20 protein-coding genes are annotated in these 19,628 nt (G+C 41.6%); 18 read left to right on the forward strand and 2 right to left on the reverse strand.

The annotated features are described in order from the left end of the window. The first annotated feature begins 15 nt into the window (after positions 1 to 15). The 16 genes from ndhC to HMPREF0014_RS0206085 all read left to right on the forward strand — a co-directional run bounded on the left by ndhC (position 16) and on the right by HMPREF0014_RS0206085 (position 16,841). The gene (ndhC, locus tag HMPREF0014_RS06825; protein WP_002050273.1) at positions 16 to 567 is read left to right on the forward strand and encodes an NADH-quinone oxidoreductase subunit A; all 552 of its coding nucleotides are present in this window, start codon (positions 16 to 18) and stop codon (positions 565 to 567) included. Between the two features lie 6 nt (positions 568 to 573). After that, entirely contained in the window at positions 574 to 1,251 is a 678-nt protein-coding gene (locus HMPREF0014_RS06830; RefSeq protein ID WP_002050353.1) for an NADH-quinone oxidoreductase subunit B, read from the forward strand. Between the two features lie 84 nt (positions 1,252 to 1,335). After that, on the forward strand, positions 1,336 to 3,123 hold the full coding sequence (gene nuoC, locus HMPREF0014_RS06835) for an NADH-quinone oxidoreductase subunit C/D (protein WP_002050296.1): 1,788 nt from the start codon (positions 1,336 to 1,338) through the stop codon (positions 3,121 to 3,123). 13 nt (positions 3,124 to 3,136) lie between these two features. Then, positions 3,137 to 3,646: an NADH-quinone oxidoreductase subunit NuoE gene (gene nuoE, locus HMPREF0014_RS06840; RefSeq protein ID WP_002050341.1), complete on the forward strand. Its 510-nt coding sequence runs from the start codon at positions 3,137 to 3,139 to the stop codon at positions 3,644 to 3,646. Next, positions 3,643 to 4,974, forward strand: a complete 1,332-nt coding sequence (gene nuoF, locus HMPREF0014_RS06845) for an NADH-quinone oxidoreductase subunit NuoF (RefSeq protein ID WP_002050452.1) — start codon at positions 3,643 to 3,645, stop codon at positions 4,972 to 4,974. The genes nuoE and nuoF overlap by 4 nt, the downstream gene beginning before the upstream one ends. Positions 4,975 to 4,985: 11 nt before the next feature. Beyond that, the gene (nuoG, locus tag HMPREF0014_RS06850; RefSeq protein WP_006581143.1) at positions 4,986 to 7,670 is read left to right on the forward strand and encodes an NADH-quinone oxidoreductase subunit NuoG; all 2,685 of its coding nucleotides are present in this window, start codon (positions 4,986 to 4,988) and stop codon (positions 7,668 to 7,670) included. A gap of 3 nt (positions 7,671 to 7,673) precedes the next feature. Then, the gene (nuoH, locus tag HMPREF0014_RS06855) at positions 7,674 to 8,690 is read left to right on the forward strand and encodes an NADH-quinone oxidoreductase subunit NuoH (protein ID WP_002050372.1); all 1,017 of its coding nucleotides are present in this window, start codon (positions 7,674 to 7,676) and stop codon (positions 8,688 to 8,690) included. An 18-nt stretch (positions 8,691 to 8,708) separates the two neighbouring features. Next, complete coding sequence (nuoI, locus tag HMPREF0014_RS06860; protein WP_000276693.1) at positions 8,709 to 9,251, forward strand: NADH-quinone oxidoreductase subunit NuoI; 543 nt, start codon at positions 8,709 to 8,711, stop codon at positions 9,249 to 9,251. Then, positions 9,251 to 9,769, forward strand: a complete 519-nt coding sequence (nuoJ, locus tag HMPREF0014_RS06865) for an NADH-quinone oxidoreductase subunit J (RefSeq protein WP_014205902.1) — start codon at positions 9,251 to 9,253, stop codon at positions 9,767 to 9,769. The genes nuoI and nuoJ overlap by 1 nt, the downstream gene beginning before the upstream one ends. Further along, positions 9,769 to 10,077: an NADH-quinone oxidoreductase subunit NuoK gene (nuoK, locus tag HMPREF0014_RS06870; protein WP_000529822.1), complete on the forward strand. Its 309-nt coding sequence runs from the start codon at positions 9,769 to 9,771 to the stop codon at positions 10,075 to 10,077. The genes nuoJ and nuoK overlap by 1 nt, the downstream gene beginning before the upstream one ends. Next, positions 10,074 to 11,963, forward strand: a complete 1,890-nt coding sequence (gene nuoL / locus HMPREF0014_RS06875; protein WP_006581142.1) for an NADH-quinone oxidoreductase subunit L — start codon at positions 10,074 to 10,076, stop codon at positions 11,961 to 11,963. Before nuoK ends, nuoL begins: the two co-directional genes overlap by 4 nt. 1 nt (position 11,964) lies before the next feature. Beyond that, entirely contained in the window at positions 11,965 to 13,563 is a 1,599-nt protein-coding gene (gene nuoM, locus HMPREF0014_RS06880) for an NADH-quinone oxidoreductase subunit M (protein ID WP_002050326.1), read from the forward strand. Positions 13,564 to 13,565: 2 nt separating this feature from the next. Next, positions 13,566 to 15,062, forward strand: a complete 1,497-nt coding sequence (nuoN, locus tag HMPREF0014_RS06885) for an NADH-quinone oxidoreductase subunit NuoN (protein ID WP_002050422.1) — start codon at positions 13,566 to 13,568, stop codon at positions 15,060 to 15,062. 100 nt (positions 15,063 to 15,162) lie between these two features. Further along, positions 15,163 to 15,798, forward strand: a complete 636-nt coding sequence (gene upp, locus HMPREF0014_RS06890) for a uracil phosphoribosyltransferase (protein WP_002050313.1) — start codon at positions 15,163 to 15,165, stop codon at positions 15,796 to 15,798. A gap of 117 nt (positions 15,799 to 15,915) precedes the next feature. Further along, positions 15,916 to 16,209, forward strand: a complete 294-nt coding sequence (locus tag HMPREF0014_RS06895) for a cold shock domain-containing protein (protein WP_002050402.1) — start codon at positions 15,916 to 15,918, stop codon at positions 16,207 to 16,209. Positions 16,210 to 16,364: 155 nt separating this feature from the next. Next, on the forward strand, positions 16,365 to 16,841 hold the full coding sequence (locus HMPREF0014_RS0206085) for an excalibur calcium-binding domain-containing protein (protein ID WP_004710373.1): 477 nt from the start codon (positions 16,365 to 16,367) through the stop codon (positions 16,839 to 16,841). 11 nt (positions 16,842 to 16,852) lie between these two features. Here the strand turns inward: HMPREF0014_RS0206085 and gigC are convergent, their stop codons facing one another. After that, on the reverse strand, positions 16,853 to 17,740 hold the full coding sequence (gene gigC, locus HMPREF0014_RS06900; protein ID WP_002050411.1) for a LysR family transcriptional regulator GigC: 888 nt from the start codon (positions 17,738 to 17,740) through the stop codon (positions 16,853 to 16,855). Between the two features lie 85 nt (positions 17,741 to 17,825). On the opposite strand from gigC, the gene HMPREF0014_RS06905 reads away from it, so the two are divergent. Then, positions 17,826 to 18,587 carry a ferredoxin--NADP reductase gene (locus HMPREF0014_RS06905; protein WP_006581140.1) on the forward strand — a complete coding sequence of 254 codons (762 nt, stop codon included), beginning with the start codon at positions 17,826 to 17,828 and terminating at the stop codon, positions 18,585 to 18,587. Positions 18,588 to 18,634: 47 nt separating this feature from the next. Here HMPREF0014_RS06905 and HMPREF0014_RS06910 read toward each other — a convergent pair whose 3' ends face one another. After that, a complete protein-coding gene (locus HMPREF0014_RS06910) occupies positions 18,635 to 19,054 on the reverse strand; it encodes a hypothetical protein (RefSeq protein ID WP_170318166.1) in 420 nt (139 codons plus the stop codon). A 293-nt stretch (positions 19,055 to 19,347) separates the two neighbouring features. Between HMPREF0014_RS06910 and HMPREF0014_RS06915 the strand changes: the two genes are divergently transcribed. Beyond that, positions 19,348 to 19,575 (forward strand): hypothetical protein, encoded by a 228-nt coding sequence (locus HMPREF0014_RS06915; protein WP_002050410.1) that lies wholly within the window; start codon positions 19,348 to 19,350, stop codon positions 19,573 to 19,575. Positions 19,576 to 19,628 lie beyond the last annotated feature (53 nt).

The raw sequence follows: 19,628 nt of genomic DNA on the forward strand, positions 1-19,628 counted from the left end.
AGGAGTTATCCCCGCATGAGTGCCATTACTCCATACGACTGGGCGATTATCGCCTTCGTGATCGGCGTTACATTTCTTTGCGTCTTTATGCTCACAGTTCCCTTACTCCTCGGGGGAAAATCGTGGGGACGTGCTAAGCAAGAGCAGTTTGAATCAGGTGTCGTGAGTGCTGGTGGCGCTCGCATTCGCCTGTCTGCAAAGTTCTATCTAGTTGCAATTTTCTTCGTGGTTTTCGACTTAGAGGCCCTTTACCTCTATGCATGGTCTACTTCTGTGCGTGAAGTAGGGTGGTTGGGATATACCACTGTTGTAATCTTTGTCGTTGATCTATTAATTGCGCTTGTTTATGCCTTCTCTGTAGGTGCTTTAAGTTGGGCACCGGCAGATCGCCGTAAATTAGCTGGTGAGAAGATTAAAGTCGGTTCACCAACAATGGACATTGCTGAAATTACACGCTTTAACTCTATTGAAGAGCTCGTAACTGACCCTACTGGCCAGATTCCAGCCCAATCATCAGGTCGTGTTAAGTCAAAAACTACACCTGCATTGTCATCTGAAAAGGAGTAAGTCGGGATGAAATATACTCTGACCCGCGCGAATCCGGATGCTGATCAATACCCATTGCAAGAACGCCAAATTGTGACTGATCCGCTTGAAGAGGAAGTGAATAAAAACGTATTCATGACTCGTTTAGAGGATGTCTTGCATACAGCAGTAAACTGGGGACGTAAAAACTCTTTGTGGCCATTTAACTTTGGTACCTCATGTTGTTACGTTGAATATGCAACGACTTTAACAGGCGTGCATGACTTGTCCCGTTTCGGTGCAGAGGTTATTCGTGCTTCACCTCGTCAGGCTGACTTGATGATTGTTGCAGGTACCTGCTTTGTAAAAATGGCTCCGGTTATTCAACGTTTGTATGAACAAATGTTAGAACCTAAATGGGTTATTTCAATGGGTGCTTGTGCAAACTCTGGAGGTATGTACGACATCTATTCAGTAGTACAAGGTGTAGACAAAATTATTCCTGTTGACGTGTACGTCCCAGGTTGTCCGCCTCGTCCTGAAGCATTAATTCAAGCGTTAATGCTTTTGCAAGACCAGATTCAATTAGAGCGACGCCCGCTTTCTGCCGTGATTGGTGATGATCTTCAGCCAGTGTATAAGCCAAAGATGATGCCAGAACGTGATCGTAAGAATGCGCAGCGTATTGCCGTTAAAAACTTACGCTCTATGGATGAGATTAAATAATTTTTTGACGGTGTTTTGACATATCTGACCGATATGTTCATCGAGAAAATTGACAGAATTTGTATTAAATAGGAAGCCAAGCCAATGGCTGAAACTGACATTGCTATGCCAGAATCAACACCAGTTGATTCACGCCCAGCATTTGCAATCGTAGAAGAGCTCAAAACCAAGTTTGGTGAGAACTTCTATGTGCAGGCGACTTTTGAAGAGTTTCCAACAGTCTGGGTTGAGCGCGCACGCGTGCAAGAAGTCCTCATGTTCCTGCGTAAAGTGGAACGTCCTTATGTAATGCTGTTTGACTTATCAGCGATGGATGAGCGTTTACGTCAACATCGTGATGGTTTACCAGCATCTGACTTCACTGTGTTCTATCATTTATTATCGCTTGAGCGTAATAGTGACATTCGTATCAAGGTTGCCTTGAACGAAAATGATCTTAGCCTCCCGACAGCGACAAATATCTGGCCAAATGCCAACTGGTATGAACGTGAAGCTTACGATATGTTCGGTATCAATTTCGAAGGGCATCCAATGCTCCGTCGTATCTTGTTGCCAACTTATTGGGAAGGTCACCCGCTTCGTAAAGAATATTCAGCACGTGCGACAGAATATACGCCGTATATGCAAGACAAAGCGAAGCAAGATTTCGAACAGGAACATTTACGCTTTGTACCTGAAGACTGGGGTCTTAAGCGTGGTAACGCTGATGAAGACTTCATGTTCTTGAACTTGGGTCCTAACCATCCATCTGCACACGGTGCGTTCCGTATTGTATTGCAGTTAGATGGCGAAGAAGTGAAAGACTGTGTTCCTGATATCGGTTATCACCACCGCGGTGTGGAAAAGATGGCTGAGCGTCAAACATGGCACTCTTTCATTCCTTATACTGACCGTGTTGACTACTTGGGTGGTTGTGCGCAAAACATGCCATATGTAATGGCAGTTGAACAGCTTGCAGGAATTAAAGTTCCTGAGCGTGCACAAGTGATTCGTGTCATGTTGAACGAATTGTTCCGTATTAATAACCACTTACTTTACTGTGGTACGGCAATTCAGGATGCCGGTGGTATGACACCAGTATTCTATATGTTCGCAGACCGTCAAAAAGTATACGACATTGTTGAAGCAATTACGGGTTACCGTATGCACCCAGCATGGTTCCGTATTGGTGGTACAGCACACGACCTTCCAAATAACTGGCAAAAACTTGTTAAAGAATTGCTAGAGTGGATGCCAAAACGTCTCAACGAATACTACACAGCTGCGCTTAAAAACTCTGTGTTTATTGGTCGTACACGTAATGTTGCTCAATACGATGCAAAATCTGCGCTTGCATGGGGTGTAACTGGTACTGGTTTACGTGCAACAGGTATTGATTTCGACGTTCGTAAATATCGTCCATACAGTGGCTATGAAAACTTTGATTTTGATGTGCCAGTTGAGTATGAAGGCGATGCTTACGCTCGTGTTCTTGTTCACTTCCGTGAAATTACTGAGTCACTCAAAATTATCAAACAGTGTTTGGATAACATGCCTTCTGGTCCATATAAAGCGGATCACCCATTGGCTGTTCCACCACCAAAAGATAAGACGTTACAAGATATTGAAACTTTGATTACGCACTTCTTGAGCGTGTCATGGGGTCCTGTCATGCCTGCTGGTGAAGCGTCATTCATGACTGAAGTTGTGAAAGGTGCAAGTACTTATTACTTGACTTCGGATAAGGCAACGATGAGTTATCGTACTCGTATCCGTACACCGACGTTTACTCACTTACAGCAAATTCCTTCAGTGATTAACGGCAGTTTAGTGTCTGACTTAATCATTTATCTGGCGACCATTGACGTGGTTATGGCTGACGTGGATCGCTAAGAGGTAACGCAAAATGATGATTCTGACTGATAAAAAACCACGTGTGAATGTTGAAGGGATTTTGACTGCTGAAGAAATCCATGAAATTGAACATCACATTGGTCACTATCCATACCCACGTGCAGCTTCTTTAGATGCATTAAAGTGCGTACAGCGCCGTAACGGTTGGGTAGATGATGCTCAAATGAACGCCATCGCACAATTATTGACGATTAGTGTGGCAGATTTAGAAGGTGTAGCAACGTTCTACAACCGTATCTATCGCCAGCCTGTAGGTCGTCACGTAATTTTGCTTTGTGACTCGATTGCTTGCTTCTTAATGGGTGCTGAAACATTAGCTGAAGCATTCCAGCGTGAATTAGGTATTCAGTTTGGTCAAACGACACAAGATGGTCGTTTTACACTGCTCCCAATTTGCTGCCTAGGCAACTGTGACAAAGGCCCAACGTTAATGATTGATGAAGATACTCACGGTTTAGTTGAAGTGACATCAGTCAAACAGTTATTGGAGAAGTATGTATGAATACTGAACCAAAACCAATTTATGGCGACGGTAATCCGGAAACTCATCCACTGACTTGGCGTTTAAGCAAACAAGATGCCGTACATAGCGCTGACGACTATGAAGCACTTGACGGTTATGCTGGCTTTAAAAAAGCATTAGGCATGAAACCTGCTGAAGTGCTTGAAGTCATTAAAGCTGCAACTGTAAAAGGTCGTGGTGGTGCAGGCTTCCCAGCAGGGATCAAATGGTCTCTTATGGCGCCAAACGATGGTGGCCCACGTTACTTGATCTGTAACGCCGATGAGATGGAACCAGGTACCTTTAAAGACCGTTTGTTGATGGAAAAACTTCCTCACCAATTGATCGAAGGTATGTTAATTGCAGGTTATACCTTAGAAGCAACTCAAGGCTATATCTTCATTCGTGGCGAATACATCGAAGCTGCTCAATACCTAAATGAGGCGCTTGAGCAAATTCGCGCTAAAGGTTACTTAGGTGACAACATTTTAGGTTCTGGCTGGAACTTCGAGTTACACGTGCATACTGGTGCAGGTCGTTATATCTGCGGTGAAGAAACTGCATTGATTAACTCACTTGAAGGTCGTCGTGCTAACCCACGTACTAAACCGCCATTCCCGCAAGTTGCTGGTGCATGGGGTCGTCCTACGATTGTGAACAACGTTGAAACTTATAACAACTTGCCAGCAATCATGCTTCGTGGTCCAGAGTGGTATATCGGTTTATCAGCTGGTAAATCAAAAGACCCAGGCACTAAGATTTATGGTGCGTCAGGTAAAGTTAAATTCCCTGGTCTTTGGGAACTACCATTTGGTACGACTGCACGTGAAGTAATCGAAGATCATGCCGGTGGTATGCGTGAAGGCTTAAAGCTTAAAGCATGGTTACCAGGTGGTGCGTCAACTGACTTTTTACCTGCAGATACCATTGATTTACCAATGGATGCTGAAACCATTATGAAAGCAGGTTCTCGTTTAGGAACATGTTTATTGATGGTGGTAGACGAGACTCAATGTATGGTGTCGTTGACCCGTAATCTTGAAGAATTCTTTGCGCGTGAATCATGCGGTTTCTGTACACCGTGCCGTGATGGTTTGCCATGGGCTGTTAAAGCGCTTAAAGCACTTGAAACAGGTGAAGGTAAGAAAGAAGATATCGATCATTTACAAGAACTTACTCGTAAGTTATGGATTGGTAAAACTTTCTGTGCCCACGCACCAGGTGCGATGGAGCCGCTTATGGGCGCACTCAAACATTTCCGTAGCGAGTTTGAAGCGAAAGTGACGAATCGTCCTGTCGTGCAAACTAGCAACGTAGAACAAGCTTAAGGGATTCGACTATGGCTACAATTCATGTCGATGGAAAATCGTACGAAGTCAATGGATCAGAAAACTTGCTACAAGCATGTTTATCCCTTGGCATTGATATTCCGTATTTTTGTTGGCACCCATCCTTAGGTTCTGTTGGTTCATGTCGTCAATGTGCCGTAACTCAGTATGCAAATCCTGAAGATACGCGCGGACGTCTTGTGATGTCATGTATGACACCAGCATCTGACAATACCTATATCTCGATTGAAGACAAAGAAGCAACGGATTTTCGTGAATCTATCGTTGAGTTCTTAATGACCAACCACCCACATGACTGTCCGGTGTGTGAAGAGGGTGGTCACTGTCATTTACAAGATATGACTGTAATGACTGGTCATGACCGTCGTCGCTATCGTTTTACTAAGCGTACACATTACAACCAAGAACTAGGCTCATTCATTGCGCATGAAATGAACCGTTGTATTGCTTGTTACCGTTGTGTTCGTTACTACAAAGACTATGCGGGCGGTACAGACTTTGGTGTGTTTGCCAATGCATCGCGTGTTTACTTTGGTCGTCCAGAATCAGGCACTTTAGAATCTGAATTCTCTGGTAACTTGACTGAAGTATGTCCAACAGGTGTATTTACCGATAAGACTCATTCAGAGCGCTATAACCGTAAATGGGATATGCAATATGCACCAAGCGTGTGTCATGGCTGTTCTTCAGGTTGTAACATCTCTCCGGGTGAGCGTTATGGCGAAATCCGTCGTGTAGAAAACCGTTTCAATGGTTCGGTTAACCAATACTTCCTTTGTGACAAAGGCCGTTTTGGCACAGGTTATGTAAACCGTGCAGATCGTCCACGTCAACCTCAGTTCCGTAATGGCGAAACAGTAGCAACTGTTTCTGTTGACCAAGCTTTAGATCAAGCAATTGCGAAACTTGAAGGTAAAAAAGTTTTAGGTATCGGTTCACCACGTGCAAGCTTAGAATCAAACTATGCATTACGTGAACTTGTAGGCCAGGCAAACTACTCAACAGGTGTTGCACAAAAAGAGCAAAAACTTATTGAACTTGCTGCTTCAATCATGCAAACAGAAGGTATTTACAACCCGAACATGCGTGAAATTGAAAGCTATGATGCAGTATTAATTTTGGGTGAAGATTTAACCCAAACTGCACCACGTATGGCTTTGTCAGTTCGTCAAGCTGCGAAAAACAAAGCTCGCGAAATGGCTGCAAAAACACGTACGCCAGATTGGTTGGCTGAACCAGTACAACGTATTGGTCAGGAAGCGAAATCTCCGATCTATATTTTGGCTGCAACTCAAACTCGTCTTGCCGATGTTGCAACTGGTGAAGTTGTTGCCTCTCCAAATGACATTGCGCGTTTAGGTTTTGCAGTTGCTGCGGCAGTTAAAGGTGAAACAGTTAATGGTTTAGATGACGATGCAAAAGCATTTGCTCAAACTATTGCAGACACTTTAAAAGCAGCAAACAAACCGTTAATTATTGCGGGTACGAGCTTGCAAGATGCTTCAATTATGGAAGCTGCAGCAGAGTTAACACAAAACCTTGGGTCAAAAGCTGGTTTAAGCCTTGTAGTTCCTGAAGTGAACTCTATGGGCTTGGCATTGTTTGGTGGCTTAAGCCTTGAACAAGCATTTGCTCAAGACTACGACACACTTGTTATTGTTGAAAATGACTTGTTCCGTCGTTTACCAGCTGCTCAAGTTAAAGCAGCACTTAATAAAGCTGAAACAGTAATCGTGCTTGATCACAGCGAAACAGAAACTGTGAAACAGGCGGATATTGTGCTTTCAGCAGCAAGCTTTGCCGAAGGTGATGGTACTGTTGTAAGCCAAGAAGGTCGTGCTCAGCGCTTCTATCAAGTTTACGATCCAAGCTACTACAAACCTGAATACGCGATTAAAGAATCTTGGCGTTGGTTGCATGCCATTGAAACTGGTCTTAAAGGTAAGCCAGTTGATTGGACATTGCTTGATGACGTCATTGAAAGTATCGTTAAAAATGTTCCGGTACTTGAAGCAATTCAAGATGTTGCACCAGATGCAGGCTATCGTGTACATGGTTTGAAAATTGCTCGTGAACCACGTCGCTATTCTGGTCGTACAGCAATTCGTGCACCTTTATCGGTTCATGAACCTAAGCAACCGACAGACCCGGACTCAGCATTAACATTCTCTATGGAAGGTTATGTAGGTCCGCAAAAAGCTTCTTCGCTTGTACCATTTGCGTGGGCGCCAGGTTGGAACTCTCCACAATCTTGGAACAAATACCAAGATGAAGTGGGTGGTCACTTAAAAGGTGGTGATTCAGGCGTTCGTTTATTTGACCGTTTAGCAAAACGTCCAGCACGTAGCTATGTTGCTCCAACTGCAGTAGTTGCAAACCCTGAAAGCTTCCGTCTTGTACCAATGCACCATATTTTTGGTTCTGGTGAATTCACGATTAAAACACCTGCAATGGAAACTCGTATTCCTGAAGCTGTATTTGCTGTAGGCGAACAAGACGCAACGCGTTTGAACCTACAAGAAGGTCAACGTATTACAGTTAAAGCAGGCGAAACTACAGTGAGCTTACCTGTACAAGTAATTGAATATTTACCTACAGGTTATATCGGTTACCCAGTTGGTTTAGCACCGACAGTATCCTTAGCTGAGCCTGTTTCAGTGGCATTAGGAGTGTAATTCATGAATCAAGAAATTATACGTCAAACGCCACTTTGGGCTGAGAACTGGCCAATTGCTTATGCAGTGGTTCAAGCAGTTGTGATTTTGCTTGTCGTTGTACTTGTTGCTGCATTGATGTCTTTTATTGAGCGTCGTTTACTTGCTTGGTGGCAAGACCGTTATGGTCCAAACCGTGTTGGTCCTGGTGGTATGTTCCAGATCGTTGCTGACATGCTTAAGATCATGTTCAAAGAAGACTGGACACCAAAATTTGCCGATAAATTAACTTTCCGTTTAGCTCCGGCAGTTGCGATGGCAACTGCGGTGCTTTCGTTCATGGTTATTCCTGTAAGCCCTGCATTAGGTGTTGCAGACATGAGCATCGGTCTGTTGTTCTTTATGGCTATGGCTGGTATTGCGGTTTATGCAGTGTTATTCGGTGGTTGGTCATCAAATAACAAATATTCATTACTCGGTGGTTTGCGTTCAGCTGCTCAAACAATTTCTTATGAAGTGTTCTTGGGCATCTCGTTAATGGGCGTAGTTGCAATCGCTGGTTCATTTAACCTTCGTGAAATTGTTGAAGCTCAACGTGACGTTTGGTTCATCATTCCACAATTCTTAGGTTTCTTGATTTTCGTGGTTGCTGGTGTTGCGGTAACTCACCGTCACCCATTTGACCAACCTGAAGCAGAACAAGAATTGGCTGAAGGTTACCATGTTGAATATGGCGGTATGAAATGGGGTATGTTCTTCGTTGCTGAATATGTAAACGTTGTACTTATCTCTGCATTGATCGTGACTTTATTCTTTGGTGGCTGGTTAGCGCCATTCAATTTAGAAATTCCATTTATTCCACCAGTGTTCTGGTTTGTGATTAAAACAGCATTCTTCGTAATGATGTTTGTATTGGCACGTGGTTCTTTAATGCGTCCACGTTACGACCAAGTCATGAACTTCGGTTGGAAAATTTGTTTGCCGCTGGCGTTGGTTAACCTATTGGTAACTGGTGCTGTGATTCTGATGAATCAGGCCTAAGACAGCAGGGAGTACAAAATGTATAAAATTCTAGCTGGAGTTGGGTCAATCGTTCGGACGTTATTCATGGTATTTACCCATGGTTTCCGTAAACGTGACACAATTCTTTATCCAGAAGTACCAGCAGAGGAAATTGTACCACCTCGCTATCGTGGTCGTATTATCTTGACACGTGACCCAGATGGGGAAGAGCGTTGTGTGGCATGTAACCTTTGTGCGGTTGCATGTCCAGTTGGCTGTATTTCACTGCAAAAAGCTGAAAAAGAAGACGGTCGTTGGTATCCGGAGTTTTTCCGTATCAACTTCTCTCGTTGTATCTTCTGCGGTATGTGTGAAGAAGCATGTCCAACGACAGCGATTCAGTTAACTCCAGATTTCGAGTTGGGCGAATACGTACGTCAAGACCTCGTATATGAGAAAGAAAACTTACTCATTTCAGGTCCAGGTAAATACCCAGACTACAACTTCTACCGTGTAACTGGTATGGCAATTAACGGTAAAGAGAAAGGTCAAGCACAAAAAGAAAGTGCACCAATCGATGTACGGAGTCTATTACCATGATGTGGCCGTTTTATTTGATGGCGCTCGTGGCCATCGTTTCTACGGTTCGTGTAGTGACTAACACGAACCCTGTACATGCATTGCTTAGTCTGATTGTTTCATTACTAGCTGTTGCTGGTATTTTCATGATCGTAGGTGCGCCGTTTGCTGGCGCCCTCGAAATCATTGTTTATGCTGGTGCGATTATGGTCTTGTTCGTATTCGTTGTGATGATGCTTAACTTAGGGCAACACACTGTGGAACAAGAGCGTAAATGGCTTTCTTCAGATGCTTGGGCATATCCAGCACTCATGAGCTTTTTACTTGGCTTGCTTTTAGTTTGGATGCTTGGTGGTGAATATACAACCATCTCTGCACCACTTGGAGCACAAGTAATTGGACCAAAAGTTGTTGGTCAAGCGCTCTTTACTCACTACTTATTATTGGTTGAAGTTGCCGCGATGTTATTGCTAGCAGCCCTTGTTGCAGCATACCACTTAGGTAAACGTGAACCAGGTGCAGAAGAGGAAAAAGAATAATGGGCCAGATCCCTTTAGAACATGGTTTGATTGTTGCAACCATTCTTTTTGCACTCGGTTTTTACGGTGTAATGGTGCGACGCAACCTACTATTTATGTTAATGAGCCTTGAAATCATGATGAATGCTGCTGCGTTAGCATTCGTTCTTGCGGGTAGCGTATGGGCACAACCAGATGGACAAGTCATGTTCATTCTGATTTTAACCCTTGCTGCGGCAGAGGCGTGTATCGGTCTTGCGATTGTCCTTCAGTTCTATCATCGCTTCCATCATTTGGATGTGGATGCTGCTAGTGAGATGCGCGGATGAGTTATTTATATCTAACAGTATTATTTCCGCTAATCGGTTTTATTTTATTGGCGGCAGGGCGTGATAAGCTCTCTGAAAATGTTGCAGCAATTATCGGTGTGGGTTCTGTAGGTTTATCTGCATTATTTGCATTGATTGCTGGTATGGCATTTACCAACAGCGGCCAACAGGTTTTTGTTCAAAACCTTTGGACATGGTTCAATGTTGGTGGTTTCGCTCCTGGCATTAGCTTACATTTAGATGGCTTATCTTTACTCATGATGGGCATGATCACAGGTGTTGGTTTCCTAATCCACATCTTTGCATCATGGTACATGCGTGGTGAAGAAGGTTATGCGCGCTTCTTCTCTTATTTCAACCTATTCGTTGCAAGCATGCTTGTGCTTGTATTGGGTGACAACTTAGCGTTGTTATTCTTAGGTTGGGAAGGCGTAGGTCTATGCTCTTACTTGCTGATTGGTTTCTATTATGCAAACCCTGCAAATGGTTGGGCAGCGATCAAAGCATTTACAGTTACTCGTGTAGGTGATGTATTCCTACTTATCGCTTTATTCTTGCTTTACCAACAATTTGGTACGCTTAATACTCAGTACATCGTTGAACACGCAGCAGAAGTCATGACGAAGAGTTCGTCACTTACTATCTGGACTGCATTAATGTTGTTCTTAGGTGCTGCTGGTAAATCTGCTCAAATTCCATTGCAAACATGGTTGGCAGATGCGATGGCAGGTCCAACACCTGTTTCTGCATTAATCCACGCAGCAACAATGGTAACGGCTGGTGTGTATTTATGCTGCCGCCTATTCAGCGTATTTGAGCTTGCACCTGAAGTGATGCAATTCATTTCGGTAACAGGCGCTGTAACTTTATTAGTTGCAGGTTTTGCTGCTCTCGTGCAAACAGACATCAAACGTATTTTGGCTTACTCAACAATGAGTCAGCTTGGTTATATGTTTATGGCTGTAGGTGCAGAAGCGTATCAAGCTGGCCTGTTCCACATGTTAGCTCACGCATTCTTCAAAGCATTATTATTCTTGTCTTCTGGTGCAGTTATTCTTGCTTACCATCACGAACAGAACATTTTCAAAATGGGCGGTTTGTTCTACAAAAACAAATTCCTATTTGCATGTTTTGCGATTGGTGGCGGTGCATTAGCAGCGATTCCATTCTTAACAATCGGCTTCTTCTCAAAAGATGCGATTCTTGGTGAAGTTTGGGTACAAGGTCAATCAATTGCTCTATACCACACTTTATATTGGGCTGGTGTAGCAGGTGCATTCCTGACTTCAATTTATACCTTCCGTTTAATCTGGGTTGTATTCTTCGGTAAAGAAAATACGCATTACCATGAGATTAAAGGTGCAACTTACTGGGCGCCATTAGGTATCTTGGCAGTATTGTCTACTTTTGTGGGTGCTGCATTAAAAGGTCCAGTAGCTAGTATTTTAAATACAGCAAAAATTCCTGAATTCCATGTTGCTGAACAATTTGTAGAAGGCATGCATGGGGCAGAGCATTTAGCTGTAGGCATTGCGCTTGTTGGTTTAGCTGTTGGTATTGGTCTATTTGCATTTGCTTACGGTGCAGTGAAATCGTTTGCTCAAACAAGTCTTGGTGCTGGCTTAGCTCATATTTGTCGTACTGCATTTGGTTTCGATGCGTTGTATGACATTGTTTTTGTTAAACCTTATTTATTCTTCGCCAAACTATTTGGTCGTGATCCGATTGACAGCTTATGGCTTGTTCTTCCTGCGCTTGTTAAAGGCGGAAACAGTTTCACAAGCTCACGTCAAACAGGTTCATTGCGTGAATACGCATCAAGCATGTCACTCGGTGTAGTGGTGTTATTGATGATCTTGATCGTTATTCAGGTAGTGGGGAAATAAAATGGAAAACAATTTAATTTTACCCGCGCTGATCCTTGTTCCGTTCATTGCAGGTTTTACTTGTTGGTTAGTCGATAAACTCGACAAAACTTTGCCACGCTGGATTGCCTTAATTGGTATGCTCATTACTTTGGGCTTAGGTCTTGCACTTTGGCAAAATGGTACTTATAGCTACGAGTTAGGCTCAAAAGTCCCAACTTGGTCAGCTGAGTTCTATTTACCTTGGATTAAGTCTCTCGGTATTGGCATTCACTTAGCAGTGGATGGTTTGTCTTTACTCATGGTGTTGTTAACAGCTTTACTGGGTGTACTTGCTGTTGGATGTTCATGGGGCGAGATTCAAAAGAATGTTGGTTTCTTCCACTTAAACTTATTATGGAGTTTAGGTGGCGTTATTGGCGTGTTCTTGGCAATCGATTTGTTCCTATTCTTCTTCTTCTGGGAGATGATGCTTGTACCAATCTACTTCTTGATTGCGTTATGGGGTCATAAAGGTTCAAACGGCCGTTCACGTGTTTACGCTGCAACTAAGTTCTTCTTATATACGCAAATCGCTGGTTTAGTGATGTTAATCGGTATCCTTGGCCTTGTGGTCTATGGTTACATGATGACAGGTATGATCGGTTTTGATTACAACTATTTATTAGCTGTAGCGAATCGTTTACCTGCTGGCTTCGCATATGGTTTCATGATCTGCTTCTTTATTGGTTTTGCAGTGAAGTTACCAGTTTTCCCATTGCATGGCTGGTTACCAGATGCCCATGCTCAAGCTCCTACAGCAGGTTCTGTAGACTTGGCTGGTATCTTGATTAAAACAGCAGCATACGGTTTGCTCCGTTTTGTAATTCCATTCTTCCCGGCAGCTTCTGCACAGTTTGCAGATATTGCGATTATTTTCGGTTTGATTGGTATTTTCTACGGCGCTTGGTGTGCTTACCAGCAAACTGACATGAAACGTTTACTTGCGTATACGTCGATTTCACACATGGGTTTCATCTTACTTGCAATCTATGCAGGTAATATTTTGACCTTCCAAGGTCTAATGATCATGATGTTGGCACATGGTTTGTCATCTGCTGCATTATTCATTATGTCTGGTCAAATCTACGAGCGCTTGCATACACGTGATTTGCGTTTGATGGGTGGTCTTCGTGGTCAACTCCAATACTTACCATTCTTCTTAATGTTCTTCGTAGCTGCTCTTGTTGGTGTGCCTGGTTTAGGTAACTTTATTGGTGAATTCCTGATTTTGATGGGTTCATTTAATAAATATCCTGCCTTCACGATTCTTGCTTCTATCAGCCTTGTATTTGCAGGTTTATATGGCTTGATCTTGATTCACCGTGCTTTATTTGGTGAGCCAAACCCTGAACAAAAGCAACACTACACTAGTCCATTAAAAGACTTATCTGCTCGTGAAGTTGTTATTTTGATGATTTGTGCGATTGGTCTCGTTTGGCTTGGTATCTTCCCACAAACATTCTTGGATGTATCTCATTCAAGTATGCAGTGGTTGGTCAATAGTTATGTGCCAGTACAAGAAGTCGTTGAAACTGTTCAGCAAACAGCTACTCAACTTGACCATGTGGAGATCCAATAATCATGAACTTCACAGTATCATTCTCTACGCTTATGCCTTTAGCACCGGTGATGATTGTTGCTTTGACAACAGTCGTCGTCATGTTGTTAATTTCAATTAAACGTAACCATAATTTAATCGCAACAACTTCTGTTGTCGGTTTAAACCTTGCTGCACTTTATATCTTGCTAGAACTATTTGGCGGTAAATTTGTACCGGCAAATGTGATGGGCATGTTTATGGTTGATCCATTTACTTTGTTCTATCAGTTCATGATTCTAGTTGCATCATTGGCTTGTTGTACTTTGTCTCATGCTTATATCGAGACTTATAAAGACAACCGCGAAGAACTCTATCTTCTGTTACTTGCTTCTGTAGCTGGTGCAATGTTGATGGTTGCAAGTTCTCATTATGCATCTTTCTTCATTAGCCTTGAGTTAATGTCGATTCCTGTATATGGCTTACTTGCTTATACATATCAACGTAGTCAATCGCTTGAAGCGGGCATTAAGTACCTTGTGCTTTCTGCAACAGCTTCTGCAATGTTGTTGATGGGTATGGCGTATATCTACGCTTATACTGGTTCGCTTTCATTCTATGATTCTGTTCAAGCTTTATTTGGTGCAATCAAACAGCCAATGGTGTTATTAGGTTTAGCACTCATTATCTTTGCTGTTGCATTCAAATTATCGCTTGCACCGTTCCACAAATGGACACCAGATGTATATGCAGGCGCTCCAGCTCCAATGGCAACTTTCTTAGCGACTGCTGCTAAGGTTGCGACAATTGGTTTGTTCGTACGTTATTTGCTTGCTTCTGGCGCAATCATGGTGAACTCGCTAGTGACTGTTTTGACAATCATCGCTGTATTGTCAATTTTAGTCGGTAACTTGCTCGCTGTTCGTCAAGTGAACTTAAAACGTATTTTGGGTTATTCATCTATTGCTCACTTTGGTTATTTGTTAATTGCTTTAATTAGCATGACATATGCGAGCTTAGGTAGTGTAACTGTGTATGTGGTGACTTATGTATTAACCACTATTGGTGCCTTTGGTGCAGTAGCGTTAATGTCTAGCCCATATAACAACGTAGATGAAGCTCAAAGCCTTGCAGACTACCGTGGTTTGTTCTGGCGCCGTCCAGTACTTACAGCAACATTAACAGTCATGATGTTATCTTTGGCTGGTATTCCATTAACAGCGGGCTTCATTGGTAAGTTCTTGGTTGTTATGGCTGCTGTAACGACTCAACACTGGTTCTTAGCTGCAATGATTATTGTAGGTAGTGGCATTGGTTTGTATTACTACTTACGTGTGATGGTTGTTATGTATATGACTCCACCTGAAACTCCTCGTATTGATGCTGATGCACATTGGGGACAAAAAGTGGGTGGTTTAATGGTGTTGGCTGCTGCTGCATTAGTGATTATTTTGGGTGTATATCCAGATCCAATGATTAATTTGGCATTAAAAGCAGAAATTTTATCTCCATTACATTTCATGCTTTCACAACAGCAATAATTCTTGTGTACAAAAAAGCCTCCAAATATGGAGGCTTTTTTTTATTGATAGTTAAAAAAAGATTATAATAAATACGTTTTTATATTTTTAGGTAACATCTGTGGCCATTCAAGAAATTCGTCACCCACTTATTCGTCATAAATTAGGTTTATTACGTCGTGCTGACATCAGTACTAAGAATTTCCGTGAGCTTGCTCAAGAAGTGACTATGTTATTGACATATGAAGCAACCAAAGATTTACCAGTTGTGGATTGTGAGATTGAAGGTTGGGCTGGCAATGTTACTACTCAGCGTATTGCTGGTAAAAAAATAACGATTGTACCAATTCTACGTGCAGGTATTGGTATGCTTGATGGCGTACTTAACCTGATTCCAAGTGCCAAAGTCAGTGTGTTAGGTCTTGAACGTGATGAGGCTACGTTAGAAGTACGTACTTACTATAAAAAGTTAGTTCCAGATGTGGCGAACCGTATTGCGATGATTATTGACCCAATGTTAGCAACGGGTAATTCTTTAGTTGCTGCCATTGATGTGCTAAAGGCAAGTGGTTGTAAAGATATTCGTGTTATGGTGTTAGTTGCAGCTCCTGAAGGAATTGCAAAAGTAGAAGCAGCACATCCCGATATTCAGCTTTATACTGCATCTATTGATGATGGCTTAAATGAACATGGTTATATTGTTCCTGGTTTAGGCGATGCTGGCGACAAGATTTTTGGTAGTGTTCAAAAAGATTAATTTTTGACATAGCAATAAAAAGAGACTTCATCAAACCGTATATTTTTTTAAGAGCGGAATTGAAAGTCTCTTTTTATTTACCGCAACGATTGGATGGGAAAAAATAGGGGAAAGATCATGAAGCAAGAGTTTTATGTTGGAAGAGTAAAACAATATAACGCCGATAAGGGATTTGGTTTTATTTCAACCACTGAAGGAGATATTTTCTTTCATATTTCTGATTTCCCTGCATCAGAAGGTGAGCCAAAAAGAAATGAAAAAGTAAGATTTCTTGCAGCGGATAATCAGGGGAAATTTAAAGCGATCAAAATTGAGCGTGTGGACCCAAACCCTGCAAAAACTAAAAAAAATAAAATTTCGGAACACAATAAAGCGATTACCAGTGAGTTATTGTCAAATTTCCGACGCTAGGTGAACTAAGTCTTATGCATTAAAATTACTTAAATAATGTATTAAGCAATTACTTTGGTTGGTGTTTAAAAAAATTGAGAGATTTAGCATTAAGGGAGATATAAGTTTCCCTTAATTTTCTTAAAACGAATAATAAAATTAAAAAAAGGGGAAATATGAATCAACGGGGAAAAATCAAACGCAGCAAATTCAAGCTGAGTTCAAGTGAATACATCAGTATATTTACCGTTATGGTCTTAGTCATTGTTGCGTGTGTGAGTTTTATGGTATTGCACTATCGTCAGGAGGCTCAACAACGTGCATCACATGAAAAAGTGCAATTATTAATACAGCAACAGAAGCAGATTATTAAGGAACAGCGCGCAGCTTTGGGTAAATTGCCGGATATTCAACTATCTGAGAAAACGAAAAAGGCTTTAGCATTTACTCCTCAAACAGTTGCTTCTCAAACAGCTCCAGCCCCGGAACGAGTAAATGATGAAACATCTGTTTTTCATTGTGATGGGCGTGAGTACTGTTCGCAAATGCATTCTTTAGAAGAAGCACGTTGGTTTGTAAGAAATTGTCCGAACACTAAAATGGATGGTGATCATGACGGTGAGCCGTGTGAAAATGACTCACGATGGCATTAGAAAATCAGGCTTTAAGCCTGATCTTCATCGCAGAATTTTAAAAATGCTTTAAGGCCCGGACCTTGATATTTTTGGCGATGCACCAGCATATAAAGCGGACGAGTCAGTTGCCAAAATGGTGTATCTAAAATGACGAGCTGACCTTTTTCACTTAAAGGTTCAATTGCTAATCTAGAAATACAAGACATTCCTAAGCCACCTGCCACTATTTTTAAGATTGCTTCATTGTGACCAAGCGTTAAGCGAATGTTGGCATCGGGTAGATCTTGCAAAATAGCATTATCAAAGACTTCTCGAGTACCAGAACCTTCCTCACGTAATATCCATTCTATGTCATGAAAATCTTGAGGTGTAAGTGGGCGATTTAAACGTGTTAAAGGATGATCTGGTGAACAGCACACTGCTAATTCATCATCGCGCCAATGAATACATTGGAGTTGAGGTAAGTGACAAGAACCTTCAATTAAAGCTAAATCTAATTGGAACTGATTCACAGCTTCAATCATTTGGCGTGTGTTACCTACTTGAAGTTGTAAATGTGCTTGCGGATGACGTTGTAAAAAGTTAGCCATTAAATCAGGCATTAAATAGTCACTGATAGTTAAGGTCGCCCCAATACGAAGGTCAATGCTTTGTAACTCACCTTTTGCAGCTTGTTCAAAAGCTTCACAGCGCCCTAATATCTCTAATGCTTGTGGAAGTAAAAAACGTCCAAGATCATTTAGTTGTAAGCGCTTCCCTAAACGATCAAACAAAGGAGCACCTAAGCCGTCTTCTAAATCAGCTAAAGCCATACTTGCTGCACTTTGCGTCAGTCTGACCGCATCACTGGCTTTAGTAACGGTTCCTTCTTGGGCGACTGCTACAAAAACAGCCAACTGGCGTAATGTCATCCGCATGTTTAAAAGCCTTAACGTTTAAAAGTATTCATTATTTCGGCTGTCATGCTAACATGAGCGCACTATTTCATGCCACGTTGAAATCATGTCAATTGAAAAATTTAGCGTAGAAAAAGTTTTATCTGTTCATCGTTGGACTCCAACACTTTTCAGCTTTACCATGAATCGCCCTTCACATTTTAAATTTACCGCAGGTCAGTTTGCGCGTATAGGTTTAAAGGTTGGGGAGGAACTGGTTGTTCGTGCTTATTCGGTGGTGTCTTCTCCATTTGATGAAACGCTAGAGTTCTTCTCAATTGTTGTACCAGACGGTGCCTTCACCTCGAATCTACAGCATTTGAAAGTCGGTGATGAGCTATATTTAGAAAAAATTCCATATGGCTATCTGACTTTGGCGCGTTATCAGCAACCTTTACCGCATGATTTATGGTTATTGGCAACAGGTACTGGTTTGGCTCCATTTTTATCGATGCTACAAGACTTTGAAACTTGGTCTAATTATCAAAAGATCAATTTGGTCTACAGTGTACGTACAGCAGATGAATTGGCTTATGTTGACCGTATTCAAGAGATTGCCGAAACTTTTGGCGAAGGGCATGTAGGTTTTAAATTTATTCCAATTATTACCCGAGATCCATCTGCGCCGTTGCATGAACGTTTACCGATATTAATTGAAAATGGTGAGTTAGAAAAAGCAGCAAGTCTGGAACTTAATTCAGCAACCAGTCATGTCATGCTATGCGGAAACCCACAAATGGTTGACGATACCAAAGAGGCTTTAAAACGCCGCGGTTTGACGATGAATCGTCGTGGTGAGGGAAATATTGCAGTAGAGAATTATTGGTAAAAACCGAAAGTAAAAATAATTTAAGAGAATTTTTATGGATATGTTTATTAATGGACAAACATATCCATAAATTCACGAATTTCTGAAATTGCACTGTCTACATCTGTTGAAAGCCAAGTTGGCTCAAACAGGCCCGCATAATATTCAAGACGATCTTGAGGAACAACCAAACGAACAGGGCAGTCTTCTTCAAGTAAACGCCATGGTAAAATAGGAACTTCGTTGTCCAGAAATACATTGATATTACGAATATCAACAATCATCGCATTAACACATTCAGGGAATGGCATGACCGAGAACTCTTCGGTACGGCGACGGAAATACTCAAGATCACCCCATTTGAGCTCATAGCTTGGCTTATTAAATTCAATAATACCAATGAGATGGTCATCTCTTGTCTGATGCAAATAACATTGATGTGTGACGTCAGTGTCGAGATCAAGAGTTACGCTTTGCTGACGATACATCATAAAATTGAGTAGCTTTAAAACAAGGGGGCTTATTATAGCCTATTTTATAAAAAGTAAGCGCTAAAACATATTGTATTACAAATCCAACTTCGCAAAAGAATTTGAATAAAGTCAGAATATTTTTTTATATAGTCAAAAATAAAGTGGCTAAATTTTATACTAAAATTATTTTTTTTAAAGTAGAGTTTTGCAAACCTAGTCACCTTCGCATAATGCTTTTTCACACAATGCAACAAATCAAATTGTTATGATGAATATAAAGTTAATGATAATAGAAGAGGGGAAAGAAGATGCATGATTTTTCAAAACCACCTCATGTGACGAGTCCTGAAGAGACTGCAAAAAAAAGAAGATTGCCAGTTTATATTTTAATTATTGTAGGGCTTTTTCTTCTTGCGCTTATTGTTTATATGGTTGCTGAACATAACCAATCACCAAAACAAGAAGCGGCTTTTCAACATGAGACTACACCACATGTCATGATGGGTAATTCTGATTTGAAAACTTACAAAGGATAGTAAGCTCACCAGTATATATCTATAGAAAGCCTTTAGGATGTGCCCTGAAGGCT

Source organism: Acinetobacter sp. RUH 2624 (genome assembly GCF_000162375.2).
In the GTDB taxonomy this organism is placed as follows: domain Bacteria; phylum Pseudomonadota; class Gammaproteobacteria; order Pseudomonadales; family Moraxellaceae; genus Acinetobacter; species Acinetobacter nosocomialis.